Consider the following 25,351-nt stretch of genomic DNA (forward strand, 5'->3'; position numbering starts at 1 on the left):
AAGGAGCGACGGAAATATCTCTTGCTTTCAACATTGCCCATCGTGCGTCCCTTTATAAAAGCACGCGCAGGACATTAAGACCTTAGCGGAACCCCAAGCCATGAACAAAAATCTACGCTTCAGCCATAAAATCCTGCTTGCCGCCGCCCTCATCGTCATTGCCACTTTCGCCTCATTCACCCTGTATAACGACTATTTACAGCGCAATGCCATCCGCGAAGACCTGGACAACTATCTCAACGAGATGGGCGACGTCACCGCCAGCAACATCCAGACCTGGCTGACCGGTCGTATCCTGCTGATCGAGAACCTCGCGCAAAACATTGCCATCAATCCGGAACCCGCCAACGTTGCCACCCTGCTGGAACAGAAAGCACTGACATCGACGTTCATGGCGTCCTACCTGGGTGACGCCACCGGACACTTCACCATCCGTCCGGACGCGAAGATGCCGGACGGCTTCGACCCACGGGTTCGCCCTTGGTACAAGGGGGCGCAAAACAGCAGCACGCCGACCCTGACCGAACCCTATGTCGACGCGGCGACCGGTCAGACCATCATTTCCCTGGCCATGCCCTCGACCAAAGCCGGGCAAGGCGTCGGCGTGGTGGGCGGCGACCTGAGCCTGCAAACCTTGATCGACACCCTCAGCGCCCGGGATTTCGACGGCATGGGCTACGCCTTCCTGATCAGTGCCGACGGCAAGATCCTGGTCCACCCGGACAAGGCCCTGGTCATGAAGTCCCTGGGCGAGGCGTACCCGCAAAACACCCCGCGCATCAGCCGCGACTTCAGTGAAATCGTGGTCGACGGCAAGACCCGCATCGTCACCTTTACCCCGATCAAGGGCCTGCCGTCGGTCAACTGGTACATCGGCCTGTCGGTGGACAAGGACAAGGCCTTCTCGATGCTCAGCGAGTTCCGCGCCTCGGCGGTGGTTGCCACGGTGATCGCCGTCGCCATCATCATTGCCCTGCTGGGCATGTTGATTCGCCTGCTCATTCAGCCGCTGCACGTCATGACCCGGGCCATGGCCGACATCGCCGACGGCGAAGGCGACCTGACCAAGCGCCTGGTGATCCAGAACAACGACGAGTTCGGCAGCCTCGGCACCGCGTTCAACCGTTTCGTGGAACGTATCCACGGTTCGATCCGTGAAGTGTCCTCGGCCACCGGCCAGGTCAACGAAGTGGCGTTGCGCGTGGTCGCCGCCTCGAACTCCTCGATGTACAACTCCGATCAGCAAGCCTCGCGCACCAGCAGCGTGGCCGCGGCGATCAACCAGCTCGGTGCCGCCACCCAGGAGATCGCCCGCAATGCCGCGCACGCGTCGAGCCAGGCCAGCGATGCCCGTAACCTGGCCGAAGATGGCCAGCAAGTGGTGGACCGCAGTATTGCCGCGATGAATAAACTGTCGAACATGCTCAGCGCCTCGAGCAGCAACATCGAATCGCTCAACAGCAAAACCGTGAACATCGGGCAGATTCTCGAAGTGATCACCAGCATTTCCCAGCAGACCAACCTGCTGGCGCTCAACGCCGCCATCGAAGCGGCGCGTGCCGGTGAAGCCGGGCGTGGGTTTGCCGTGGTGGCCGATGAAGTGCGTAACCTGGCGCATCGCACCCAGGAATCGGCGCAGCAGGTGCAGACCATGATCGAAGAACTGCAGGTCGGCGCTCGCGAGTCGGTCAGCACCATGAGCGACAGCCAGCGCCACAGTCAGGACAGCGTGGAAATTGCCAACCTGGCCGGCGAGCGCCTGAGCAGCGTGACCCAACGCATCGGCGAAATCGATGGCATGAACCAGTCGGTGGCAACCGCGACCGAGGAACAGACCGCGGTGGTCGAGTCGATCAACGTCGACATCACCGAAATCAACACGCTGAACCAGGAAGGCGTGGAAAACCTGCAATCGACGCTGCGCGCCTGTTCGGACCTTGAGCAACAGGCGGCGCGGTTGAAGCAGTTGGTGGGCAGCTTCCGAATCTAGCGTCTGAAAGGGCCTTTTCGCGGGCAAGCCCGCTCCTACAAGATCGCGTGATTCTGTAGGAGCGGGCTTGCCCGCGAAGGCAATCGCCCAAACTCCGCGAATCCTCGCTGACACCCCACCTGCTGAACACCAACCGAACATCTATTCTTCAATAAGGTCAACCAAGGGAGAACAACGGACCGGAGGGATGTTCATCGTGCATATCGCTGACATAACCATGTTCTACGCCCCTGCCAGCGGTGGCGTGCGCACTTATCTGGATGCCAAGCATCATCGCCTGTGCATCCGGCCAGGCATTCGCCACAGCGTGCTGATACCGGGGGCTGTCCTCAGCGAAAAGGATGGCATCTACACGGTTCCGGCACCCGCCCTGCCCTTCGGCAAAGGTTACCGCTTCCCGCTGCGTCTCGCGCCCTGGCGCAATGTCCTGCAGGATCTGCAACCCGAGCTGATTGAAGTCGGCGACCCTTACCTCACCGCATGGGCGGCCTTGGACGCGCGCCGCCAACTGGACGTGCCGGTAATCGGCTTTTATCACTCCGACCTGCCGCTGCTGGCCAGCAATCGCATGGGCAACTGGGTCACGCCAAACGTCGAGGCCTATGTCAGCAAGCTCTACGGCAACTTCGACCGGGTGCTGGCGCCGAGTCAGGTCATGGCCAACAAACTGATCGGGCTGGGGGTGAAGAATGTTTTCGTGCAGCCCCTGGGGGTCGATCTCCAGATGTTTCATCCCAATGCACGGGATACCGGTCTTCGGGCCGAGCTGGGCCTGGACGAAAACACTCATCTTTTGATCTTTGCCGGGCGTGGTTCCAAGGAGAAGAACCTGCCGGTGCTGCTCGAATGCATGAAACGCCTGGGCCGACATTACCACCTGCTGCTGGTCGGTTCGTCGATGCCGACCTCGGTGCCGGGCAACGTCACGGTTGTCGACGAATTCTGCCCGGCTGCGCAAGTCGCTCGCCTGATGGCCAGTGCCGATGCACTGCTACATGCCGGCGATCAGGAAACCTTTGGCCTGGTGATCCTCGAAGCCATGGCCTGCGGCATCCCGGTGGTGGCGGTGGCAGCCGGCGCGTTCGAGGAAATCATCAACGATCAATGTGGCCTGTTGTGTGCCCCCAACGATCCGTTGGCCATGGCCAACGCGGTGCGCGAGCTGTTCAGCCAGGGTAGCGCAGCCCTCGGCCAGCAAGCCCGTCGCCATGTCGAGCGGCATTACGCATGGGACGCCGTAGTCAAGAGTCTGCTCGGTCACTATCACGCCGTCCTCGGCAGCCAATGGCCGCGAGCCGCCAATGCTTGAACCCACGGAGGCACCCGGCTTGCTGTTGGTACTGCACGATGTCGCGCCACCGACCTGGGCCGATTACCAACCCTTTGTCGAAGCCGTCGATGCACTCGGCGACGTACCAATCACCTGGCTGGTGGTGCCGGATTTCCACAAACACAACGACCTGCAAGCCCACCCGGCATTTCGTCGTCAGCTCGGCGCACGGCTCGAGCGCGGCGATGAACTGGTGCTGCACGGTTACTTTCACTGCGATGACGGTCCGAAGGCGAGCAATCCCCGCGACTGGTTCATGCGCCGGATCTACACCCACGAAGGCGAGTTCTACAGTTTGTCTCGCGAGGCCGCCCTCACCCGCCTGCACGCCGGCATTGAAATGTTCCAGCGATACGATTGGCCACTGCAGGGTTTCGTCGCGCCGGCCTGGCTGATGAGCGAAGGCACGCGCCAGGCCTTGGGTCAATTACCACTGAAGTACACCAGCGACGCGCAGCACCTTTATCGCTTGCCGGAATTCGCTGCGATCGATGCCCCCGGTCTGGTCTGGAGTGCGCGCAGCGCCTGGCGTCGTGGCGTGTCGAAACTGCTCAGCCAGCAACTCGAACAACGCTGGCGAACCGCGCCGGTGATTCGCCTGGGCCTGCACCCGGTGGACATGCGTCACGAGTTCTCACGCACGTACTGGTTGCAAACCCTCAAGCGCCTGCTCGATGAGGGCCGCGTGCCCATGACCAAGGCCCGTTGGCTGGCCTTGCACAGCCAGCGCATGGGGCGCGCGGCATGAGTCGCTCGATTCTGCTGTGCATCGGCCTGCTCGCCGCGGTGCTGATTCCCTGGCTGCTGGGCGGCAGCGAAACCTGGTCGCGGCTCAATGACTTTCCGCTGAGCAGCTTGCTGGTCATGTTCGGCATGATCCTGCTGTGTTGGCTGGTCAATACGATGCGCCTGCGCCTGTTGCTGGGGGATCAGCGCAACAGGGTCGGCACGCTAAAAAGCCTCGGCGTGGTGATGGCCGCCGAATTCGCCTATTGCGCCACGCCGGGTGGCAGCGGCGGGCCACTGACCATCATGGCGTTGCTGGCGCGCAACGGCGTGCGACCGGCCAGGGGCAGCGCGGTATTTGCCATGGATCAACTGAGCGATCTGTTGTTTTTCCTCTGCGCATTGAGCGCAATCCTGATTTACGCCCTGTTCCAGCATCTCAGCCAGCACATGGCGTGGTTGCTGACCGTCAGTGCCCTGTCGATGTTCGGTGGCCTGGTCAGTTGCGTGGTGGTGGCGCGCTATCATCGCCTACTGATTCGTTTGGGCGGCCGACTGCTGGCGCGCCTCAACGTCGAGCCCTCGAGCCGTATGCGCTGGGCACGAAAACTCCTGCACTTCCTGGCGGCGTTCACCGACACCCTGAAGCTGCCCCTGCAGACGCTGGTCATTGTGTTTGGCTTGACGTGCGTGCATTGGATCCTGCGTTACAGCGTGTTGTACCTGGCACTGCGCGGGCTCGGCGCTGAATTGCAGTGGGCCTGGAGTTTTCTGATCCAGATGGTTTCATTGAGTGCAGGGCAGTTCAGCCTGTTGCCAGGCGGTGCGGGGGCTGCTGAATTGACGTCGGCGGCACTGTTGGCGCCCATGGTCGGCAAATCCACGGCGGCGGCGGCCATTCTGATCTGGCGGGCGGTGACGTTTTACTTCTATCTGCTGGCCGGCGGGCCGGTATTTCTGTTGATGCTCGGACGCCCGCTGCTCAAGAAGCTGATGAAGTTCAAGCAGGCCTGAAAGCAAAAGATCGCAGCCTTCGGCAGCTCCTACAAGGATGGTATTCCCCTGTAGGAGCTGCCGAAGGCTGCGATCTTTTCAGGCGTCCCCGGGTTTATCGTCGGGCTCTTCCTGCAACTGCTCCCACAACTCGGCTGCACCAGGAAACGCCGTGCCATTTTCAGAGCTCATCTCATCAGGGTCGTAACGGCTCAAACAACCCTCGCCCAAAGTGGCGGGTGCCTTGGAAGTGGCTTTGTCCAGTGGATCGGCCATGGTCATGTCCTCGGTTCAAAAACGGCGAAGGGCCTGCAGCGATTGAACGCCCAGGCCCTTCGAATTTCAACCGTGACGAGCGCTGATCAGAACACCACGGTTTTGTTGCCGTGTACCAGCACCCGGTCTTCCAGGTGGTAGCGAAGGCCACGGGCCAGCACCATTTTCTCGACGTCACGGCCGAAACGCACCATGTCTTCGATGCTGTCGCTGTGGCTGACGCGCACCACGTCCTGCTCGATGATCGGGCCGGCGTCCAGTTCTTCCGTCACATAGTGGCAGGTAGCACCGATCAGCTTCACCCCGCGCAGGGAAGCCTGGTGGTACGGCTTGGCACCGACGAACGACGGCAGGAAGCTGTGGTGGATGTTGATGACCTTGTGCGCATATTCACGGCACAGCTCAGGCGGCAGGATTTGCATGTAGCGGGCCAGTACGACCACTTCGGCATCATGCTGCTTGACCAGGCGCGAGACCTCGGCGAATGCCGGCTCCTTGTCCTGGGGATTGACCGGTACGTGGTAGTAAGGAATGCCGTGCCATTCGACCATGCTGCGCAGGTCGTCATGGTTGGAAATCACGCAGGCGATTTCACAATCCAGCTCATCGCTGTGCCAGCGATGCAACAAGTCGGCGAGGCAGTGGGACTCGCGGCTGGCCATCAGCACCACACGCTTCTTCTGCTCGGTATCGGTGATACGCCATTCCATCGAGAATTCTTCGGCAATCGGCGCAAAGGCCTCGCGCAAGGCCTCGATACCGAAAGGCAGCGAGTCGGCACGAATTTCGTGACGCATGAAGAACCAGCCACTCAGATTGTCCGAGTGGTGGCTCGCTTCAGTGATCCAGCCGTTGTGTGACGCCAGAAAGTTACTGACTTTGGCAACGATGCCGACGCGGTCCGGGCAAGAAATCACCAGCCGAAAAGTGCGCATGAGGGGGAAACTCCAGAACTTCGCAAAGTCGGCCATTCTAACGATTGCGCAGCAAATCTGCAGTATTGATCACGTGTTGCCTTGGCCGATGGCTTGCGCCAGGGTTCCCACGCCACCGGGTTGACGCCCGCCACACTGTACTTGGCCCATCGACAAGCAGCGGTTTGTAAATAGGTGTAGCACAAGCATTGAACTATTTAACGGCGTATCCAATGCATGCTGACTTCACTGGATTTTAATTAAATAAACTCCAGTTTAATGTTTACTTGATGATACACCCTGACTATTATTGCCGCACTGTCACCTGCCATCCAGCGTTCTACATAAGGTAGTAATCATGTCCTTGATCAACGAATACCGTGCCACCGAAGAAGCTATCAAAGAGCTGCAAGCCCGTTTGAAGAACCTGTCCCAAGACGACAAACTGCAGACCGAGCTGGAATTCGAAGGCAAACTGCGCACCCTGATGGGCGAATATTCCAAGTCCCTGCGCGACATCATCGCGCTGCTGGATCCAGAAGCCAAAACCAAAGCCCCACGTGGCGGTGCAGTAAAAACTACCGGCACCAAGCGTGCTCGCAAAGTTAAACAATACAAAAACCCGCACAACGGCGAAGTCATCGAAACCAAAGGTGGCAACCACAAGACTCTGAAAGAGTGGAAAGCCAAGTGGGGCGGCGACGTGGTTGAAGGCTGGGCTACCCTGCTGGGCTGATCCTGCGCGCTTGCCGCGAATCGATTGCGAAAAAAAACGCCGGCCTACGCTGGCGTTTTTTATGCCCGGAATTTAACCCTTGGACATTTTCGATTTCAAAGATTCAAACGTTTGCGTAAATCCTGAACATATTCCTGCCAATCATTGAGCACCGCCTGCTGCATCGATGTCGCTGTAAGGGCCAATTGGGCTGCGGCCTCTACGAAACTATCCAGCGTATTGGGCGCGCCGTATTCAGGCACTGACAAACGTTTCTGGCAGAATATTCGCCAGCGTTCCTGCTCGTCGAGACTCAAGGTATCGGGAAAGTTACGTGCTCGATATCGAAACAACAGCTCGGGCAAACGTTCATCATCGAAAGGCCATTGCTGTTGTGCCAATTGCAGCGGATCGACTGTTCTGACTTGCTCGCAGAGACGCCGATCACGGTCGCCGATAAATCCGTCGTATAACTGTTGTTCCGGATCCTCGCTCAAGGAGAAATCTTCACGGGCATAAATCGCCAGAACTTTAGCTTGCCAATCTTGCTGCGCGTCACTTAGTCGCAGTGCTCGTGCCTGGTAAAGCGCAACATCCATTCCCAGGCGCAGCTGATCTTCCGGACGAAGTACCGATAAAGGCGCCACCACGGGGCATTTATTGACGTGGATAAGCTTGAGCGGTACTGGCAACTCCCCCTCTGCCAGCTCTTCGTGACGGGTATACAAGCGCTGACGCAAGGTTTCGGCATCGAGATCGAGCAAGCCCTGCGGGTCGAGGTGCAGGTCGCAGACGATCAGTGCGTTCTTGTTGCGCGGGTGCCAGGCCAGGGGCAACACCACGCCGACATAGTTGCGCGCCGCAGAAAAGCGTCCCGACACATGCACCATGGGCTGCAGCAGCCGTACCTGGTCCAATACCTTTTGCTTGCTGCGAAGTTGAAATAACCACTCATACAATTTCGGCTGTTTTTCCCGGATCAGCCGTGCCAGGGCGATCGTGGCGCGAACGTCCGACAGCGCTTCGTGGGCATTGCCATGATCGATGCCGTTGGCGGCGGTCAGGCGCTCAAGCTTGAGCGTCACCCGCCCCTCAGCGTCCGTCGGCCAGACAAGGCCATCGGGGCGCAAGGCATAGGCCGCGCGCACGACGTCGATCAGGTCCCAGCGGCTGTTACCGCCCTGCCATTCCCGCGCATAAGGGTCGAAAAAATTTCGGTACAGGCTGTAGCGGGTCATCTCATCGTCGAAGCGCAACGTGTTGTAGCCCGCGCCGCACGTACCTGGCGCGGCCAGTTGGGCATGGACCCGGGTCATGAAGTCGGCTTCGCTCAACCCGTGCTCGGCCAGTTGGGTGGGCGTGATGCCAGTAATTGCGCAAGCCGCGGGATGCGGCAGGATGTCGTCGCTGGGCCGGCAGAAGAGGTTGACCGGCTCGTCGATTTCATTGAGGTCGAAGTCAGTACGCAGCCCCGCCATTTGCAGCGGGCGGTCGCAACGGGGATTGATGCCCGTCGTTTCGTAGTCGTACCAGAAGATGGAAGTCACGGGCTATTCCTGAACTGAAGATTGGCCAAGTCTAGGCGTTCCCGTCCCGCTCCGGCCAGCAATCCTGCCATTCAATCATCCCCGGTTACTCAATGTGCAATACATAGTTATGTCGTTTTGACCGGCGAGGCTGCTAGCATCCGGTACAGAGACAAACCGATCAGGCCACACCACCAGGTTGCCCATGCTCGACGTCACAGCACTGCCACGGAAAGCAACGCTGCCCCCGCCACTGGACACGCGGTATCAGGTCGAAACGCCCGAAGGCATCGACTTGCCACTGCGCCCGGCCGGGTTGATGGTGCGCGCCCTGGCATTTTCCATCGACCTGGTCCTGCGCGGGTTGATCCTGGGCCTGTTGTTCATCGTCCTGGCGATGCTCGGAAAACTCGGTGCCGGCCTGGTTTCGATCCTGCTGTTCGGCGTGAGCTGGTGGTACATGGTGCTGTTCGAAGTCTTCAACCAGGGCTGTTCGCCGGGCAAACAATGGATGGGCTTGCGCGTCATCCAGGACGATGGCACGCCTGTTGGCTGGTCCGCGTCACTGTTGCGTAACCTGCTGCGATTTGTCGACATGTTGCCGTTCGGCTACTTCCTTGGCGCCATCAGTTGCCTGCAACACCCCAACTTCAAGCGCCTCGGTGACCTGGCCGCCGGTACACTGGTGATCTACCGCGAACAACTGCTCACCCGCCCGCAACTGCCCCCCGCGCAACCCCGTCGCCCGCCCTTTGCCCTGACACTGTCCGAGCAACGCGCCATCCTCGGGTTCGCCGAACGCCAGGCCGGACTGTCCGACGCCCGGGTCAACGAGTTGGCAACGATCCTCGCGCGCCCCTTGCAGGTTGCGCCACCCCGGGCCGTGGCCGAACTCAACGGCATCGCCCACGGCTTGTTGGGTCCGGCATGAAACAAAGCCTTTTCGAACATCGGCACATGGCCGAATGGGAGCAGTTTTCCCTCATGCTGGACAGGCTGGAGCGTGGCAGTAAAGCCGATGGGGCCGTTCAATTTCCAGCCGATTATCGGCGCATGTGCCATCACCTGGCGCTGGCCCGCGAGCGTGGTTACAGCAGCTTCCTGATCGACTCGTTGCAGCAACAGGTGTTGCGCGGACATCAACAACTGTATCGGCATCGCAGCCAGCTCGGAGCCAATGCGCTGGGTTTCATCCTGGCCGGCTTCCCGCGGCTGGTACGCGAACAATGGCGCTTCGTGCTCGCCGCCAGCCTGCTGTTTTTCGGTAGCCTGATTGCGTTTGCAGGGCTGGTGTATCTGTTTCCGGACCTGGTCTATAACCTGATACCGGCCGACCAGGTCAACGACATGCAAAGCATGTACGACCCCGAGGCCGGTCACCTGGGGCGCTCGATGGAGCGGGCGGCCAGTGAAGACTGGGCGATGTTCGGCTACTACATCATGCACAACATCGGGATCGCCTTTCAGACGTTCGCCAGCGGCTTGCTGTTTGGCCTGGGCAGCGCGTTTTTCCTGGTCTTCAACGGCTTGATGATCGGCGCGGTGGCCGGGCACCTGACGCATATTGGCTATGGCCAAACCTTCTGGTCATTCGTGGTGGGGCACGGTGCCTTTGAACTGACGGCCATTGCCCTGGCGGGTGCCGCCGGCCTGCAACTGGGCTGGGCGTTGATCGCACCGGGCCCCCTGCCCCGTGGCGAAGCCTTGCGCCTGGCTGCCCGCAAAAGCGTGCTGCTGATTTGCGGCGTGATGCTGTTTCTGCTGATTGCGGCATTTATCGAAGCCTACTGGTCGTCGATGACGGCCCCGGCGCCCCTGACCAAGTACCTGGTCGGTGCGGCCCTCTGGGTGCTGGTGGCGGTTTACCTGTTATTCGCCGGAAGGACCCGCCATGCGCCTGAGTGACACCACCGTGGTCATTCGTCCCAGACCCACCTTCGAAGCCATGGACCTCGGCGTGCTGCTGAGCCAGCGCCACCGACGCCTGCTGATGACCAGTTGGGCGATTGTCACCTTGCCGGTTTTCGCCTTGCTGACATGGTTGCTGTGGGATTCGCCGACCCTCGCCGTGTTCATCTTCTGGTGGCTGAAGCCGGCCTTCGAACGCTTGCCGCTGTACATCCTCTCCAAAGCCATCTTTGGCGAAACGCCCACCCTCAAACAGGCACTTTACCAATGGCCACGGTTGCTCAAGCCGCAACTGCTGGCCAGCCTGACCTGGCGCCGCCTGAGCCTGAGTCGCAGCTTCCTGCTGCCCGTGTTGCAGCTCGAAGGCCTGGGCGCAGAGGCACGCCAGCAACGATTGCAAGTGTTGTTGCAGCGCGACGCCGGCGCGGCACGCTGGCTGACCGTGATCGGTGTGCTCCTGGAAAGCGCGTTATGGATTGGCTTGATGGTGCTGTTCTACCTGCTGCTGCCACCACAGGTCGCACTCGACTGGAGCTGGCAGTCGCTGATCAGCGCCGCGACGCAGGATTGGCACTGGCTGGAACACCTGTCCAACGGCTTCTACGCCCTGGTGCTGGTGGTGTGGGAACCGGTCTATGTGGCCGCAGGCTTCAGCCTGTATCTGAACCGGCGCACCGCGCTCGAGGCCTGGGATATCGAGCTGGTGTTTCGCCGACTGTCCCAGCGTTTGAGCGGCACAACCCTTGCCCTGTTGCTGGCAGTGACTTTGCTGTTGCCCATCGCACCCACCGTCCGGGCGGCCGAACCGGCCCCCGCGGCGCCCGACAGCCCGCGCCTGCTGGAGCAATCCCTGACCAGCCAGGCGTCCCGGGACAGCATCAAGGCCATCCTCGATCAGCCACCGTTCAAGAACCGGGAAACCGTCACCCGCTATCGATTCGGCGAAAACCAGGCCGGCGACGAAAGCGCGGACGACGACAACATGCCTCAATGGCTAAAGAGGCTGCTGCAGATGTTTGACCAGCAGCACTTCGGCGCCGTGGCCACACTGATCGAAGTCACGCTGTGGGCCGTGCTGCTCAGCGCCATCGGGGCATTGATCTGGTACTACCGAGAGTGGTTGCAGGCGTTCGTCAGCCGACGCCCGCGCCCCGTCGAAAAAGCCCCACGCGCGCTTCCTGCGCAGGCCTTCGGCCTGGACCTTGACCGCGAAACCCTCCCGCCCGACATCGCGGCCAGTGCCGAAAACCTCTGGCAGAGCAACCCGCGCGCAGCCCTTGGCTTGCTTTATCGCGCCCTGCTCAGCCGCTTGTTGCACGACTTCGACCTCCCGCTCAAAGCCGCCGACACCGAAGGCCAGGTCCTGGAACGCATCGAGCAACTGCAGCAACCGGACCTGTTGGCCTTCAGCAAAGACCTGACCGCGCACTGGCAAAACATGGCCTATGGGCACCAACTGCCGCCCGCCCATGCGCAGCGCCAACTGTGTGACGCCTGGCGTGGTGTATTTGGCCCGGGAGCCGCCCGTTGAATCGGCGCACCTGGCCGATCATCGGCGCGCTGAGCGCTGTGCTGCTGGGCGCGCTGATGATTTATCTGTACCTGAAGGCAACGCCCTACCCGGTCGAAATCGACCACGGCCCGGCGCCGGAGGCCCAGGCTAATCCCTACCTGGCCGCCGAGCATTTCCTGCGCAAACAGGGCTTGAGTGTCAACCATGCCAACAGCCTCGATATCCTGCCGAGCCTCACGCCAAAGCATCACAGCCTGTTGTTGCTCGGTGACCGCTACAACATGACGCCCAGGCAGATCGATCAGGTGCTGGACTGGACCCGGGCCGGCGGGCGCCTGCTGTTCGTTGCACAGTCGTTATGGGATGAACAGACCGGGCAAAGCAATGACCTGTTGCTTGATCGGGTGCAACTGCAGCAATCGCTGAGCAAAGACCTCAAGGACCCGCCACCCGGTACGCCTGGCGACCCCTTCGCGCAATTGACCAAACTCTATCTGGAAAATGAGGACGCACCGGCCTACGCCGGCTTCGATACCGCGTTCCATCTCGAAGATCCGAAGAACCTCGCCCAGGCCTGGGCCAACAGTGGCAAGGCCACCCACATGATGCAGCTGAACCACGGACTCGGTTCGATCATCGTGGTGACCGACGCCGATCTGTGGAAAACCCCGGCGATCGATCAATACGACAATGCCTGGCTGCTCTGGTACCTGACTGTCGATACCGCTGTGACCCTGCTGTTCAACACAGAACACGACAGCCTGCCGACATTGCTGCTGCGCCATTTCCCCCAGGCGCTGGCCGCCTTGATCGCCCTGGTCGGACTGGCTTTCTGGCACTTCGGCGTGCGCCAGGGCCCTCTGCTGCAACCACAACCGAAAGCCCGGCACCAATGGCAGGAACATCTGCGCGCCAGCGCCGATTTCATGTTGCGCCACAATGGCCAGGACAGCCTGTTGCAAGCCTTGCGGCAAGACATACTGTGCCGTGTGAGACATCGCCATCCTGGCTACGAACGACTCGATGCCACCGAACAATGGCGGGTGCTCGCCCGCCTGGGCGGGCAACCCGAGAGCACCGTCAGCCAAGCCATGAGCCCGCGGCCGAAGCAGCGGCTTTCCAGTGCTGAATTCAGCCGCCAGGTCGCCCGTCTGCAAATTTTGAGGAATGCGTTATGAGTCAACCGACCGAGCCCGATGCAATCAACCACGCCACTGCGCAACGCCAGCGCGCCAGCCAGCTGGCCCAGGCCGTGCGCCATGAATTGCAAAAAGCCGTGATCGGACAGGACACTGTCATCGACGACGTGCTGACCGCGCTGCTTGCCGGCGGCCACGTATTGCTCGAAGGTGTGCCGGGCCTGGGCAAGACGTTGCTGGTCAGGGCGCTGGCCCGCTGTTTCGGCGGCGAGTTCGCGCGTATCCAGTTCACCCCGGACCTGATGCCCAGCGATGTTACCGGGCATGCGGTGTACGACTTACAGACCGAGCAATTCAAACTGCGCAAAGGTCCGTTGTTCACCAACCTGTTGCTGGCCGACGAGATCAACCGCGCCCCGGCAAAAACCCAGGCCGCACTGCTCGAAGCCATGCAGGAACGCCAGGTCACCCTCGAAGGCCGCGCCCTGCCGATCGCCCAGCCGTTCATGGTGCTCGCCACGCAAAACCCCATCGAACAGGAAGGCACTTACCCGCTGCCGGAAGCCGAACTCGATCGCTTCATGCTCAAGGTGCGCATGGACTACCCCGACGCCGAGCAGGAGCTGGACATGGTGCGTCAGGTCAGCCGCTCTACCCGTGCCGACATGCTCGATGTGCAACCAATGCGCACTGTGCTGCAAGCCAAGGACGTGCTGGTCCTGCAACGCATAACCAGTCATTTGCCGTTGGACGAACAAGTCCTCGATTACGCCGTGCGCCTGGCCCGCACCACCCGCAGCTGGCCCGGCCTGACCCTCGGCGCCGGGCCTCGTGCGTCCATCGCGCTGGTACGCTGCGCACGGGCACGAGCCTTGTTGCGCGGCGGCGAGTTCGTGATACCAGATGACATAAAAGGCTGCGCTCTGGCGGTGTTGCGCCATCGCGTGCGCATCGCGCCGGAGCTGGATATCGAAGGGCTGGACGTCGATCACGTGCTGCAGCAACTGCTCGATCAAGTACCGGCGCCACGGCTGTGAAACCTTCGCGCCTGCTGCTGATCTGGCTTGCGATCCTGCTGGTCATCGGCATCGTGCCTGGCACATTGCGGGCGCTGGACATGGCTGTTCCCCCAACGCTGTTCTCGATCAACTGGGGCTTGCTGCTGGCGCTACTGGCCCTGGCCATAATCGACGCGATCCGCCTGCAACGCCTGCCCTCACCCCGCGTACAACGACAAATGCCCGGCAGCCTGGCCCTCGGCCGCTGGGGCGAAGTACGGCTGCAAGTCGAGCACGACCTTGCCCTGCCACTGAACATCCAGATCCATGACCACGTACCCGATGGCCTGAGCTTCGAGAACCTGCCCCTGTCGGTCGAACTGCAACCCGGCCAGCACAGCCACGTCGGCTATCGCCTGCGCCCGCTCAAGCGCGGTCACTTCACCTTCGATCACTGCGAAATCAACCTGCCGAGCCCACTGGGTCTGTGGTCCGGCAAGCGCCTGCTGCACGTGACGGACAGCACCCGTGTCTACCCGGACTTCGCCCGACTCTACGGTGGCCAACTGCTGGCGGCGGACAACTGGCTCAGCCAACTCGGCGTGCGCCAGCGCCAACGACGTGGCCTGGGCCTGGAGTTTCATCAGCTACGGGAGTTTCGCGAAGGCGACAGCCTTCGCCAGATCGACTGGAAGGCCACCGCGCGCCAACGCACACCGATTGCCCGGGAGTACCAGGACGAGCGTGATCAACAGATCATCTTCATGCTCGATTGCGGTCGACGCATGCGCAGCCAGGACGGTGAGTTGGCGCATTTCGATCACGCGCTCAACGCCTGCCTGTTGCTGAGCTACGTCGCGCTGCGTCAGGGGGATGCAGTGGGCCTCAGCACCTTTGCCAGCGATCACCCGCGCCACCTCGCCCCGGTGAAAGGCGCTGGCCAGCTCAATGTGTTGCTCAACACGGTCTACGACCTGAACAGCACCCAACACAACGCCGATTATCAAGCGGCTGCCACCCAGCTACTGGCTCGGCAGAAACGCCGGGCGCTGGTGCTGCTGATGACCAACCTGCGCGATGAAGACGATGAAGAACTGCTGACGGCCGTCAAGCGATTGAGCAAACAGCATCAGGTGCTGGTCGCCAGCTTGCGGGAAAGTGTCCTCGAGACTACACGCCTGTTGCCGGTGCAAACCTTGTCGGAGGCACTGAGCTATTGCGGGACCGTTGAATACCTGAATTCACGCGCAGCACTCCATGAGCGTTTGAACGCCCATGGAGTACAGGTAGTGGACATGCAACCCGAGGCGTTGGGGCCAGCATTGGTCACGCGTTACCTGAACTGGAAAAAAGCAGGAATGATTTAGAGGTCTCCCTGTTCCAGAACACAGCAAAATATTTGCTGTATCAGGCCGAAGCCGGCAACGGCTGAAAACTGAAGTATCGCTTCAATGCCTGCACCAACTGCCCATACTCCGGCGGTGCCCGTTGCAGGCTGAACCCGGCGTCGTAATGGTGGGGCGTTGCGTCCTCGTGGCACCACAGGCAACACGCCTGCAAATCGATGACCTGCATACCCCCGTCGCTCGCGGGGATTTTCAGGCGCAAACCGAAATCGGCACCGATCATCATCGGCAACTGACTGACGAGCATCAGCCCGTCTGCGGAGACGTTGCCCAGAAAGCCGATCGGCTTGTCGGTGACGCTGTTGAACACTCTCAGAAAATACGGCAGTTGATGCCGCTCGATACGGCGGTCAGTGAACATGCGCAATTCGCCCAGCAAGGCCCTTAAGCAGGGCCGCACTAATGCTTCGGAACGGGCCTGCCTGCGGTTGAATCAGACATGGGCGCGCTCTCCCCGCTCCTGGTGCGACAGTCCATGAACCGCTGCCGCTTACTCCTGCCGATCACGGGTGTTACGTCGGTTTGAAGGCAAGGCTTTCAAACCGCTTTATTCGACTATAGCTCACCGTCGTCGCTGAGCCAGCGCTGAATGGGTAACGTAATCAGAAGCGGGTAGGACGCACCGCCGCCGCACTGCGCAGCGGATAGTGACCCAGCGCCTGCAAGGTTTCCAGGCGCGCCTGGGCGCGGTAGGCGTATTCGCTTTGCGGGTACGACGCGATGATGAACTGGTAGGTTTGCGCCGCATCGGCAAACAGCTTCTGCCGTTCCAGGCACAGACCGCGCAGCATCGACACTTCCGGCCACACATAAGGCCGCGCGCGGCTGGCGCGTTCGACCTTGGACAGCTCGAGCGTCACCTGCTCGCAATTGCCCCGGTCATAGGCGCTGTAGGCAAGGTTCAAATGGTGGTTCATCGACCAACGGGTGCAGCCCACGACACTGAGGGCAAGGACGGCTATGAGCACGAATCGCATGGGAGTTCTCCTGACTTGAGCTCTGTATCGACCCATGGGCGAAAATCTTCAGGCGACCGGTCAGCAAAAGTGTTCGGTTCAATAAACAAACGAATAAGTAGTGCACATGAACAATGACTACACCCCAAGAGCATAGTAGCCTCACTCAGCGCTTGAACTCAGGAGTCTTTGCATGTCCGTCCGTCGTACCAAAATCGTCGCCACCCTTGGCCCGGCCAGTAACTCGCCGGAAGTCCTCGAACAACTGATCCTGGCTGGCCTGGACGTCGCCCGCCTGAACTTCTCCCACGGCACCCCCGACGAGCACAAGGCTCGCGCGAAGCTGGTGCGTGACCTGGCAGCCAAGCACGGTCGTTTCGTTGCCCTGCTGGGCGACCTGCAAGGCCCGAAAATCCGTATCGCCAAATTCGCCAACAAGAAGATCGAGCTGAAGATCGGTGATCAATTCACCTTTTCCACCAGCCATCCCCTGACCGAAGGCAACCAGCAAGTGGTCGGCATCGACTACCCGGACCTGGTCAAGGACTGCGGCGTGGGTGACGAACTGTTGCTCGACGACGGTCGCGTGGTGATGCGCGTCGACACCGCCACTGCCACCGAACTGAACTGCACCGTGACCATCGGCGGCCCGCTGTCCGACCACAAGGGCATCAACCGTCGCGGTGGCGGCCTGACCGCTCCGGCCCTGACTGAAAAAGACAAGGCCGACATCAAGCTCGCCGCGGAAATGGAAGTCGACTACCTCGCGGTGTCCTTCCCGCGTGACGCCGCCGATATGGAATACGCCCGTCAACTGCGCGACGAAGCCGGCGGCACTGCCTGGCTGGTAGCGAAGATCGAACGCGCCGAAGCCGTGGCCGATGACGAAACCCTCGACGGCCTGATCAAGGCGTCCGACGCCGTGATGGTGGCCCGTGGCGACCTCGGTGTGGAAATCGGCGACGCCGAGCTGGTGGGCATCCAGAAGAAGATCATTCTGCACGCACGCCGCCACAACAAGGCCGTGATCGTGGCGACCCAGATGATGGAGTCGATGATCCAGAACCCGATGCCGACCCGCGCCGAAGTGTCCGACGTAGCCAACGCCGTGCTCGACTACACCGACGCCGTGATGCTCTCGGCCGAAAGTGCTGCCGGCCTGTACCCGCTGGAAGCCGTGCAGGCGATGGCGCGCATCTGCGTCGGCGCTGAAAAGCACCCGACCAGCAAGACCTCCAGCCACCGCATCGGCAAGGAATTTACCCGCTGCGACGAGAGCATTGCGCTGGCGACCATGTACACCGCCAACCACTTCCCGGGCGTCAAAGCGATCATCGCCCTGACCGAAAGTGGCTACACCCCGCTGATCATGTCGCGTATCCGTTCCTCGGTGCCGATCTACGCGTTCACCCCACACCGCGAAGCCCAGGCCCGCGCGGCGATGTTCCGTGGCGTGTACACCATCCCGTTCGACCCGGCTTCGCTGGCGCCGAACGAAGTCAGCCAGAAGGCGATCGACGAGCTGGTCAAGCGCGGCGTCGTACAGAAAGGCGACTGGGTCATCCTGACCAAGGGCGACAGTTACCACACCACCGGCGGCACCAATGGCATGAAGATCCTGCACGTTGGCGATCCAATGGTCTGAGTGACACGCTGAAAACCAAAAGCCCTGCCATGTGAATGGCGGGGCTTTTTTTTGCCTGAAACTTCGCCATCAGAAAGTTTTTTTATCTCAAAATAATCGACAAACCTGTCAACTCTGACAGTTGTTCATTTCCCCCCGCCCCCGTCTCATAGAGAGCAGCAGCACCGTACTGTTTTTGCGGAACGGGCAGAGGATGCGAGTGCAAAGGCACTCGCCCATTACATCAAGGGAAAGTGCAATGACCACGGAAAAAATACATGCTTCGATTCTTTCAGGCCAACTGGACCCCATTTTTGGTGCAAACGGCTTGGCCGTCCTCCGTTCACCAAACCCCGATTTCCCAAACTGGTCCTCACGGGTTGTCGCTGTAGGTCCTGACAATATGATCTACATCGCGGGAGTTCTATATGATGATGTCAACGGAATGCTCTTCGCGCTGACACGCCTGAATGAAGCTGGCTCTGTCGACACCAGCTTTGGCAAACAGGGTTTCTTCTACGATTTTTTTTACGGATCCGCTAACTCCAGCTTCTACGCCGAACAGATTGCATTTGTGAATGGCAGAATTCTGCTGACGGGAACGCTGTTTTACCGTGTAGGCGGCGTGAGTGCGCGGGATAAGGCCGCCGTTCGTTTTCTTCCCAATGGCACCATTGATAAAGAATTTGGCAAAGAAGGAAAAGTCATTATCCCGGCTCCCAACACGACTGCTGATTTACACGCCGTATCCGCGTACAACGAAAAATGTCTGGAAATCGAAAAATCAAGATGTGTTTCATCCGATTCTCTGAACAAGCTTGCGCCCTACGCGCGCGAAACTTCGCCAATTACCGACGATCGCATCATATTGCTTCATGAATCTGGCACCTTCGCCTCGATTGATGCCTGGATCATCTGCTTGACTCCAAGCGGGGAACTTGACCTTTCATTCAATGAATCGGGTTTTGTCCGTGTCAGACATGACATTTTTAACTTCTTGCAACTGAGTAGCCTGATCGTCGACGATGCGGGCAACTACATCAGTGCCGGCCACGTCAAAACAGGTTACTCCAATCCCCCTGAAGCAGTTGTTTTAGTAAAACACAGCAAAGACGGCAAACTGGATAAATCCTTTCAACGAGACGGATTTCTGGTTATGGAAGATGAAGACCCACTCTATTACTGGGAGGTTGCCAATATAGTAAAACAACCCAACAATCGCATTCTGTGCACAGGTTCAAGGCATTCAAGACACGACACTGCGATCTCCGGATTTTTAATGAGTCTGGAAGCTGACGGCTCGAACAATATCCAGTTCAACGGTGGAAAACCGGTATTCATGAACATAAATTCATCCAGTACGTATTTGTACACTGCTGATTTCCTGCCTGACGGAAGCTTTCTGACTACCGGACTTTTAGAAAGATATCGTAAAGAAAGTCATTACGCTATCTCGCGTTTCTTTTACAACGGCGTTCATGACAAGGACTATAACAACGGGGTGGGCTGGCTTGACTATAAAGAAGCGGTAAACATTGGTTTGTATTCTTCAGCCATTAAAGACAACAAGGCCTTTTTTGCGGTGGAATTTAAAGAAGAAACTGTAGTCATCCGCGCAGTAGCAAAAGGACTGATGCCCTGAAAACCAAAAGCCCTGCCATGTGAATGGCGGGGCTTTTTTCGTTTAAAAATAGTCAGATAGACGATTTCACTACCCCTCACCTGTCAGATCTGACAGTAGACAGCCCTCTTGCCCAGCCCCTTTAATCGATCCGGTCAACCGCGGCTATCGCTGTCATCAAGGCTTTCTCGCGCCAGGCTGTTGCGGGCTCGTCATTGGCAGCCCTTGTCGACGGACAACTCACCCCATTAAAGGAATAGAACGATGAGCCAATACACAACACTGACCACCGCCGACGGTGATCTCGATCCACAGTTTGGTCTTGAAGGTAGGGTGTCTGTGCTTATCCCTGGTGCCAAGTCCACTATAGCCCAATGTATTGTTGTAGGCCCTGACGACAACCTTTATGTCACCGCATCAATAGAGCCAAGTAACAATATTCGCGAATTCACTCCAGCCGTGGTTTGCCTGCACAAGAACGGGGCTATAAACGAAGCGTTCGGTAACAAAGGAATCGTCATCCAGCGTTTTACTCCTCAACTTGGAGTACGAATGCAACAGATACATTTTCTCGAGGACGGGACTGAAACAAAAATCCTCCTTTGCGCTGTCGACAATACCAACGACATTAATGTACTCATTCGCCTTCACATCAACGGGCGGCTGGATGAAACGTTTGGCGAGAATGGCCTGCTAAAGGTAATACTGCCTGCACCCCTTTCCGATAGCCCTGAACAAATGCCCACATCGCAGGCATCAAGCGACATCGGCGCCTCAGGGATCAGCACGGTAGCCAATGGAAAAATCTACCTTGGCAAACACGTTTACATGGCAGGCTTGATCGCCGACATCGGCATAATCACCCGGCTCAACGCTGACGGCTCGCTGGACCTCAGCTTCAACAAAACCGGTTATGTCGCCGTTGCTCATGGATACTGGGCTAATACCACCATCAACGACATCTTCGTGCAGAACGGAAAAATCACCGTGTGCGGATCGCTCTATAAACGCGATACCTCCCAGCACTACGGCATGCTGGCTCGTCTGAATGACGATGGCACTCTCGATCAGACCTTTGCTGAAAATGGGTTTGCACTGGTCCCGGAAGCGACGTTCGATAGACTCACTCAATACGCCGAAGACAGTATTCTCGCTGCTGGCTCGACGTTATCGCCTGCCCAGGGTGTATTGGCTTGTTTCACCAAAGAGGGTCAACTCGACCAAAAATTCAATGGTGGAAAAATTCTTTATCAATCCGACACAGAGAGAGGCGCTATCAGATTCCATGATGTTGGTATAGTCCAAGAGAAAATCATCGTGGCCGGGAAGTTGATACCGAATGCGGGCCTTCACTCATTAATGGTGGCTCGCTACCAGAATGACGGAACCCTGGATCCCGGCTTTGGCAACGGGAAGGGTTTGGTGTATGTACCTCAAGACACCAGTTTTGGGTTCAGCACCACAATGGCCCTGCAAAAGGATGGGAACGTGTTGCTCATCCGCGAGACTGTCGCCATCCCGGATCGGACCTTGATAGCACGCGTACTGAACACGAACCAGGAATAGCAGCACCACACGGCACGTTGGCGACCCGCAGGTCTGAGTGATCGGTTGCTGGAAAAAAGCCCCGCCATTTGAATGGCGGGGCTTTTTTGTTTTTGATCCGCAAGATGTGTTGCCTGGGGAGGCCTCATCGCGGGCAAGCCCGCTCCCACAGGTTTTTGTGGTGGTCACATGATTTGTGAACAACGGTTCAGTCGTAGCGTCAGCAGGCCGCGGTCGCGTTCAATCTGGATGGCATCGGGCATGGAAGGTCTCGCATCTGAAAAATCAGCGCTCAACCGCGGGGCAGGAAGACGTCGGCCAGCAGTTGGTTGCGTGGCAGCCCCGCCAGGTACAGGCGCCGGGCAAAGGCATCGACACTGTCGGGGGATCCGCAGAGCAAGGCCTGGGTTTGTCGCGAAACAAGCCGCAGTTGCGCCAAAGCCGCGGGCAACTCGGTCGATGTCCACAGCTCGATGCTGAGGTTCGGACGGCTGGCGGCCATGGCTTGCAGAGGTTTGGCCAGATAATGCTCGTTGGCATCATGGGCCAGGTGGATGACCCGAATGGCGCCCCGATGATCCTGGCGCAAGGCTTCTCGCAAGACGCCGAACAACGGTCCCAACCCGGTGCCGGCCGCCATCAGCCACAGCGGTCGGTCGTGCCAGTCCGGGTCGTAATGCAAGGCTCCGCCACGCAATTCGCCGAGACGGATCGGGTCGCCGATGTTCAGCTGACGGGCTAAATCGCTGAATTCCCCCGACTGGCGACAATCGAGGTGAAACTCGAGAAAACGGTCCTCTTCCGGCAAGCTGGCGAGGGAATACGGCCGCGCCACATTGCCCGCCCATAGCACCAGATGCTGCCCGGCGCTGTAGCGCAACGGGCGTTGTGGCGCCAGGCGCAGGCGCAAAACGCTACTGCTCAACCAATCGGCCGCAGCGACCTCGGCCGGACGGCCATCCTCTTGCGGGTCGAAGGTGTGCACCTGCAAGTCCTCGACCACCTGACACTGGCAGGCCAGGCGCCAGCCTTGCTGGCGCTGCTCTGCGCTCAGGGCATCGGGGCGGCTGTCGCTCGGTAATCCTTGCACACACTGCACCAGGCAGGCATGACAACTGCCGGCGCGGCAGCTGTAGGGTACCGGCACGCCGTTCTGATTCAGGGCATCAAGCAGATTGGCGCCGGTTGCCACCGACCATTGGCGATCGCCCACGCGTAATTCAGGCATCGACGTTTTCCCACGCCGCCGCGCAACGATTGCGGCCGTCACGCTTGGCGCGATACAGCGCCTGGTCCGCCCGCTGCAAGGCTTCGTCAAGATCATCGCCCATGTCCAGCAGGGTCATGCCCGCGGACAGGCTGAGACTACCGACCTTCAAGCCGATCAACTCGACATCGATGAAGGCGAGGCGCAGCCGCTCGCAACAGGCGGTCAAGCGCTCGGCATCGCAATCGGGCAGCAACACCACGAACTCTTCTCCACCATAGCGTGCCAGGACATCGCCGTCGCGCAGGCAGGCCGACGCCACGCCGGCAAACGCCTGCAACACCTGATCCCCAGCCGCATGGCCGTAAATGTCGTTGATCCGTTTGAAGTGATCGAGGTCGATCAGCGCCAGGCCATGCACCACGCCGGCGTCCATGGCTTTGAGTTCGCGAGAAGCCAGGCGCAGGAAATGCCGGCGATTGAACAATCCGGTCAACTCGTCGGTGGCCACCAGGTCCTCGAGCTGGCGCATCATCCCGCGCAACGTGTCCTGGTGCGCCTGCAGGGCGAAGCGGCGTTGACGCATTCGCAGTCGCGAGGCCTGGACGTAGCGGGCGTACAGTTCCAGCCAGACCAGCACGATAAACAGCACGCACACCTGCACCACCGCCAGCGCCGGGTCGGCCAGCTGAAAGTGGTAACCCTCCCACAGGGTGATCGCGCTGAAACTGAAAAACACCAGCAGCGCGCACCGCGCAAACGCACGACGCGACAGATGAAACAGCCCGAACAGCAGAATCAGCACGTAGAACACCAGGAACGTGCCGCGGGCCTCATCCAGATTGGCAATCAGCCAGGTTTGCCAGCCAAGCCCCAGCAGCACCTGCGCCTCGGTCAGGCTGGGGTCGGAAAAACGCAGGTTGCAGCCGCTGTAAAACACCGCGAACAACGCCGCCTGGCTGATGACCACCAGAGCGCTGCCAACGGCGACATTGGCCAGCGGTTCATCGTAATGGCCGGTGAAAAACGCCAGCCACAGCAGCAACAAAGCCAGGGCATAAGTGCCGGCCGCGAGGGCAAACCGTTTGAGTAACAGGCGCTGGATGGCGTTATGGGTCAATCGTTGACTCACCCTATGAAAGGAGACTGACAGAGCGTCCTACTCTACAGACCGATAACCACTTTAGTGGTGCGGCCGATAAATGACCATTCAATTTTCGGGCTGGCCCGATTCGGGGATCGGGTTCGACCATGCGACCAAGGTTTGACCACCGGCGCGTGTACCCGCCAGCAAGGCACGTTATACTGCCGCGCCTTTTTAGCGTCGCGCCAGCAGCCCCGGCGTGCCTTGAAAGGTGCTTGCAACCGACCGATGCACCCAAGCTGCAAGCACCTTATTGAATGTTCCCGTCTTTTAGAGGAGCGCGACTCATGACCGTGATCAAGCAAGACGACCTGATTCAGAGCGTTGCCGACGCCCTGCAGTTCATTTCCTACTACCACCCCGTGGATTTCATCCAGGCGATGCACGAAGCCTACCTGCGCGAAGAATCGCCAGCAGCCCGTGATTCGATGGCGCAGATCCTGATCAACTCGCGCATGTGCGCCACCGGCCACCGCCCGATTTGCCAGGACACCGGCATCGTCACCGTGTTCGTCCGCGTGGGCATGGACGTGCGTTGGGATGGCGCCACCATGGGCCTGGACGACATGATCAACGAAGGCGTGCGTCGCGCCTACAACCTGCCGGAAAACGTCCTGCGTGCTTCGATCCTCGCCGACCCGGCGGGCGCTCGCAAGAACACCAAGGACAACACCCCGGCCGTTATCCACTACTCCATCGTTCCGGGTAATATCGTGGAAGTGGACGTGGCGGCCAAGGGCGGCGGCTCCGAGAACAAGTCGAAAATGGCCATGCTCAACCCGTCCGACTCGATCGTCGACTGGGTCCTGAAGACCGTTCCGACCATGGGCGCCGGCTGGTGCCCACCGGGCATGCTCGGCATCGGCATCGGCGGCACCGCCGAGAAAGCCGCTGTCATGGCGAAAGAAGTGTTGATGGAATCCATCGACATCCACGAGCTGAAGGCCCGTGGCCCGCAGAACCGCATCGAAGAAATGCGCCTGGAGCTGTTCGAGAAGGTCAACCAGCTGGGCATCGGCGCCCAGGGCCTCGGTGGCCTGACCACCGTGCTCGACGTGAAGATCATGGATTACCCGACCCACGCCGCTTCTTTGCCGGTGTGTATGATCCCGAACTGCGCCGCCACCCGTCACGCCCACTTCGTGCTCGACGGTTCCGGCCCGGCTTCGCTGGAAGCGCCACCGCTGGACGCCTACCCGGAAATCGTCTGGGAAGCCGGCCCGTCGGCCCGTCGCGTCAACCTCGACACCCTGACCCCGGAAGAAGTGCAGAGCTGGAAGCCGGGCGAAACCGTCCTGCTCAACGGCAAGATGCTCACCGGTCGCGATGCTGCGCACAAGCGCATGGTCGAGATGCTGAACAAAGGTGAAACCCTGCCGGTGGACCTCAAGGGTCGCTTCATCTATTACGTCGGCCCGGTCGATCCGGTGCGCGAAGAAGTGGTTGGCCCGGCTGGCCCGACCACCGCAACGCGGATGGACAAGTTCACCCGTCAGATCCTCGAGCAAACCGGCCTGCTGGGCATGATCGGCAAATCCGAGCGCGGCCCGACCGCTATCGACGCGATCAAGGACCACAAGGCCGTTTACCTGATGGCAGTGGGCGGCGCGGCTTACCTGGTGGCGCAAGCGATCAAGAAATCCCGCGTTGTCGCTTTCGCCGAACTGGGCATGGAAGCGATCTACGAGTTCGACGTGAAAGACATGCCGGTGACCGTTGCGGTCGACAGCAAGGGCGAGTCCGTACACATCACCGGTCCTGCCATCTGGCAGCAAAAGATCAGTGAAAGCCTGGCGGTAGAAGTGCAGTAAGCGCTTCGG

22 protein-coding genes and 1 pseudogene are annotated in these 25,351 nt (G+C 59.7%); 16 read left to right on the plus strand and 7 right to left on the minus strand.

Translation table 11 applies throughout. From position 1 onward, the window contains the following. Positions 1-100 precede the first annotated feature (100 nt). From SOP95_RS32180 to SOP95_RS18110, 5 genes and pseudogenes are all read left to right on the plus strand, one after another. Positions 101-1,132: pseudogene (locus tag SOP95_RS32180) on the plus strand (cache domain-containing protein); the annotation flags it as partial. Positions 1,133-1,225: 93 nt separating this feature from the next. Continuing rightward, on the plus strand, positions 1,226-1,990 hold the full coding sequence (locus tag SOP95_RS32185) for a methyl-accepting chemotaxis protein (protein WP_406592124.1): 765 nt from the start codon (positions 1,226-1,228) through the stop codon (positions 1,988-1,990). A gap of 187 nt (positions 1,991-2,177) precedes the next feature. Then, positions 2,178-3,299, plus strand: coding sequence for a glycosyltransferase family 4 protein (locus tag SOP95_RS18100; RefSeq protein WP_323607818.1), 1,122 nt, complete (start codon positions 2,178-2,180; stop codon positions 3,297-3,299). Beyond that, a complete protein-coding gene (locus SOP95_RS18105) occupies positions 3,292-4,068 on the plus strand; it encodes a polysaccharide deacetylase family protein (RefSeq protein ID WP_323607819.1) in 777 nt (258 codons plus the stop codon). The genes SOP95_RS18100 and SOP95_RS18105 overlap by 8 nt, the downstream gene beginning before the upstream one ends. After that, a complete protein-coding gene (locus SOP95_RS18110; protein ID WP_323607820.1) occupies positions 4,065-5,060 on the plus strand; it encodes a lysylphosphatidylglycerol synthase transmembrane domain-containing protein in 996 nt (331 codons plus the stop codon). Before SOP95_RS18105 ends, SOP95_RS18110 begins: the two co-directional genes overlap by 4 nt. A gap of 78 nt (positions 5,061-5,138) precedes the next feature. Here the strand turns inward: SOP95_RS18110 and SOP95_RS18115 are convergent, their stop codons facing one another. Together SOP95_RS18115 and purU are read right to left on the minus strand one after the other, a co-directional pair. Then, positions 5,139-5,315, minus strand: a complete 177-nt coding sequence (locus SOP95_RS18115; protein ID WP_323607821.1) for a hypothetical protein — start codon at positions 5,313-5,315, stop codon at positions 5,139-5,141. A gap of 86 nt (positions 5,316-5,401) precedes the next feature. Further along, the gene (gene purU / locus SOP95_RS18120; RefSeq protein WP_323607822.1) at positions 5,402-6,250 is read right to left on the minus strand and encodes a formyltetrahydrofolate deformylase; all 849 of its coding nucleotides are present in this window, start codon (positions 6,248-6,250) and stop codon (positions 5,402-5,404) included. A 337-nt stretch (positions 6,251-6,587) separates the two neighbouring features. Here purU and mvaT point away from each other — a divergent pair, with 337 nt between their 5' ends. After that, positions 6,588-6,965 carry a histone-like nucleoid-structuring protein MvaT gene (gene mvaT / locus SOP95_RS18125; RefSeq protein ID WP_008058684.1) on the plus strand — a complete coding sequence of 126 codons (378 nt, stop codon included), beginning with the start codon at positions 6,588-6,590 and terminating at the stop codon, positions 6,963-6,965. 95 nt (positions 6,966-7,060) lie between these two features. On the opposite strand, the gene sbcB is transcribed toward mvaT, so the two are convergent. Beyond that, positions 7,061-8,491 carry an exodeoxyribonuclease I gene (gene sbcB / locus SOP95_RS18130; protein ID WP_274074343.1) on the minus strand — a complete coding sequence of 477 codons (1,431 nt, stop codon included), beginning with the start codon at positions 8,489-8,491 and terminating at the stop codon, positions 7,061-7,063. Positions 8,492-8,675: 184 nt separating this feature from the next. Between sbcB and SOP95_RS18135 the strand changes: the two genes are divergently transcribed. From SOP95_RS18135 to SOP95_RS18160, 6 genes are read left to right on the plus strand one after another with little or no spacing between them, the layout of a single operon-like run. Further along, the gene (locus SOP95_RS18135; protein ID WP_323607823.1) at positions 8,676-9,401 is read left to right on the plus strand and encodes an RDD family protein; all 726 of its coding nucleotides are present in this window, start codon (positions 8,676-8,678) and stop codon (positions 9,399-9,401) included. Beyond that, entirely contained in the window at positions 9,398-10,375 is a 978-nt protein-coding gene (locus SOP95_RS18140; RefSeq protein ID WP_323607824.1) for a stage II sporulation protein M, read from the plus strand. Before SOP95_RS18135 ends, SOP95_RS18140 begins: the two co-directional genes overlap by 4 nt. Beyond that, the gene (locus SOP95_RS18145; protein ID WP_323607825.1) at positions 10,362-11,909 is read left to right on the plus strand and encodes a DUF4129 domain-containing protein; all 1,548 of its coding nucleotides are present in this window, start codon (positions 10,362-10,364) and stop codon (positions 11,907-11,909) included. Before SOP95_RS18140 ends, SOP95_RS18145 begins: the two co-directional genes overlap by 14 nt. After that, positions 11,906-13,069 carry a DUF4350 domain-containing protein gene (locus tag SOP95_RS18150; protein ID WP_323607826.1) on the plus strand — a complete coding sequence of 388 codons (1,164 nt, stop codon included), beginning with the start codon at positions 11,906-11,908 and terminating at the stop codon, positions 13,067-13,069. Before SOP95_RS18145 ends, SOP95_RS18150 begins: the two co-directional genes overlap by 4 nt. After that, positions 13,066-14,067 carry an AAA family ATPase gene (locus tag SOP95_RS18155; protein ID WP_323607827.1) on the plus strand — a complete coding sequence of 334 codons (1,002 nt, stop codon included), beginning with the start codon at positions 13,066-13,068 and terminating at the stop codon, positions 14,065-14,067. The genes SOP95_RS18150 and SOP95_RS18155 overlap by 4 nt, the downstream gene beginning before the upstream one ends. Then, a complete protein-coding gene (locus SOP95_RS18160) occupies positions 14,064-15,395 on the plus strand; it encodes a DUF58 domain-containing protein (protein ID WP_323607828.1) in 1,332 nt (443 codons plus the stop codon). Before SOP95_RS18155 ends, SOP95_RS18160 begins: the two co-directional genes overlap by 4 nt. 40 nt (positions 15,396-15,435) lie before the next feature. Here SOP95_RS18160 and SOP95_RS18165 read toward each other — a convergent pair whose 3' ends face one another. Next, positions 15,436-15,795: a PilZ domain-containing protein gene (locus SOP95_RS18165; RefSeq protein ID WP_274074336.1), complete on the minus strand. Its 360-nt coding sequence runs from the start codon at positions 15,793-15,795 to the stop codon at positions 15,436-15,438. A gap of 241 nt (positions 15,796-16,036) precedes the next feature. After that, positions 16,037-16,411: a tetratricopeptide repeat protein gene (locus SOP95_RS18170; RefSeq protein WP_323607829.1), complete on the minus strand. Its 375-nt coding sequence runs from the start codon at positions 16,409-16,411 to the stop codon at positions 16,037-16,039. Positions 16,412-16,583: 172 nt separating this feature from the next. On the opposite strand from SOP95_RS18170, the gene pyk reads away from it, so the two are divergent. The 3 genes from pyk to SOP95_RS18185 all read left to right on the plus strand — a co-directional run bounded on the left by pyk (position 16,584) and on the right by SOP95_RS18185 (position 21,201). After that, complete coding sequence (pyk, locus tag SOP95_RS18175; RefSeq protein ID WP_150733727.1) at positions 16,584-18,035, plus strand: pyruvate kinase; 1,452 nt, start codon at positions 16,584-16,586, stop codon at positions 18,033-18,035. Positions 18,036-18,273: 238 nt separating this feature from the next. Continuing rightward, entirely contained in the window at positions 18,274-19,656 is a 1,383-nt protein-coding gene (locus SOP95_RS18180; RefSeq protein WP_323607830.1) for a hypothetical protein, read from the plus strand. A 243-nt stretch (positions 19,657-19,899) separates the two neighbouring features. Further along, on the plus strand, positions 19,900-21,201 hold the full coding sequence (locus SOP95_RS18185; protein WP_323607831.1) for a hypothetical protein: 1,302 nt from the start codon (positions 19,900-19,902) through the stop codon (positions 21,199-21,201). Between the two features lie 271 nt (positions 21,202-21,472). Here SOP95_RS18185 and SOP95_RS18190 read toward each other — a convergent pair whose 3' ends face one another. Both SOP95_RS18190 and SOP95_RS18195 read right to left on the minus strand, forming a co-directional pair. Beyond that, entirely contained in the window at positions 21,473-22,408 is a 936-nt protein-coding gene (locus SOP95_RS18190; protein WP_323607833.1) for an iron-sulfur-binding ferredoxin reductase, read from the minus strand. Next, positions 22,401-23,507 carry a GGDEF domain-containing protein gene (locus tag SOP95_RS18195; protein WP_323607834.1) on the minus strand — a complete coding sequence of 369 codons (1,107 nt, stop codon included), beginning with the start codon at positions 23,505-23,507 and terminating at the stop codon, positions 22,401-22,403. Before SOP95_RS18195 ends, SOP95_RS18190 begins: the two co-directional genes overlap by 8 nt. 311 nt (positions 23,508-23,818) lie before the next feature. Between SOP95_RS18195 and SOP95_RS18200 the strand changes: the two genes are divergently transcribed. Beyond that, on the plus strand, positions 23,819-25,342 hold the full coding sequence (locus SOP95_RS18200) for a fumarate hydratase (protein ID WP_323607835.1): 1,524 nt from the start codon (positions 23,819-23,821) through the stop codon (positions 25,340-25,342). Positions 25,343-25,351: the final 9 nt, after the last annotated feature.

This window comes from Pseudomonas sp. YuFO8 (assembly GCF_035065025.1).
GTDB classification, from domain to species: domain Bacteria; phylum Pseudomonadota; class Gammaproteobacteria; order Pseudomonadales; family Pseudomonadaceae; genus Aquipseudomonas; species Aquipseudomonas putida_AE.

Bases quoted from the DNA above. Each gene is read 5' to 3' on its own strand.
- SOP95_RS18170 (WP_323607829.1), bottom strand. From the start codon at position 16,411: ATGCGATTCGTGCTCATAGCCGTCCTTGCCCTCAGTGTCGTGGGCTGC.
- SOP95_RS18155 (WP_323607827.1), top strand. From the start codon at position 13,066: ATGAGTCAACCGACCGAGCCCGATGCAATCAACCACGCCACTGCGCAA.
- mvaT (WP_008058684.1), top strand. From the start codon at position 6,588: ATGTCCTTGATCAACGAATACCGTGCCACCGAAGAAGCTATCAAAGAG.
- SOP95_RS18190 (WP_323607833.1), bottom strand. From the start codon at position 22,408: ATGCCTGAATTACGCGTGGGCGATCGCCAATGGTCGGTGGCAACCGGC.
- SOP95_RS18100 (WP_323607818.1), top strand. From the start codon at position 2,178: ATGTTCATCGTGCATATCGCTGACATAACCATGTTCTACGCCCCTGCC.
- SOP95_RS18110 (WP_323607820.1), top strand. From the start codon at position 4,065: ATGAGTCGCTCGATTCTGCTGTGCATCGGCCTGCTCGCCGCGGTGCTG.
- purU (WP_323607822.1), bottom strand. From the start codon at position 6,250: ATGCGCACTTTTCGGCTGGTGATTTCTTGCCCGGACCGCGTCGGCATC.
- SOP95_RS18105 (WP_323607819.1), top strand. From the start codon at position 3,292: ATGCTTGAACCCACGGAGGCACCCGGCTTGCTGTTGGTACTGCACGAT.
- SOP95_RS18200 (WP_323607835.1), top strand. From the start codon at position 23,819: ATGACCGTGATCAAGCAAGACGACCTGATTCAGAGCGTTGCCGACGCC.
- SOP95_RS18140 (WP_323607824.1), top strand. From the start codon at position 9,398: ATGAAACAAAGCCTTTTCGAACATCGGCACATGGCCGAATGGGAGCAG.
- SOP95_RS18185 (WP_323607831.1), top strand. From the start codon at position 19,900: ATGAGCCAATACACAACACTGACCACCGCCGACGGTGATCTCGATCCA.
- SOP95_RS18135 (WP_323607823.1), top strand. From the start codon at position 8,676: ATGCTCGACGTCACAGCACTGCCACGGAAAGCAACGCTGCCCCCGCCA.
- SOP95_RS18165 (WP_274074336.1), bottom strand. From the start codon at position 15,795: ATGTTCACTGACCGCCGTATCGAGCGGCATCAACTGCCGTATTTTCTG.
- SOP95_RS18145 (WP_323607825.1), top strand. From the start codon at position 10,362: ATGCGCCTGAGTGACACCACCGTGGTCATTCGTCCCAGACCCACCTTC.
- pyk (WP_150733727.1), top strand. From the start codon at position 16,584: ATGTCCGTCCGTCGTACCAAAATCGTCGCCACCCTTGGCCCGGCCAGT.
- SOP95_RS18180 (WP_323607830.1), top strand. From the start codon at position 18,274: ATGACCACGGAAAAAATACATGCTTCGATTCTTTCAGGCCAACTGGAC.
- SOP95_RS18115 (WP_323607821.1), bottom strand. From the start codon at position 5,315: ATGGCCGATCCACTGGACAAAGCCACTTCCAAGGCACCCGCCACTTTG.
- SOP95_RS32185 (WP_406592124.1), top strand. From the start codon at position 1,226: ATGTACAACTCCGATCAGCAAGCCTCGCGCACCAGCAGCGTGGCCGCG.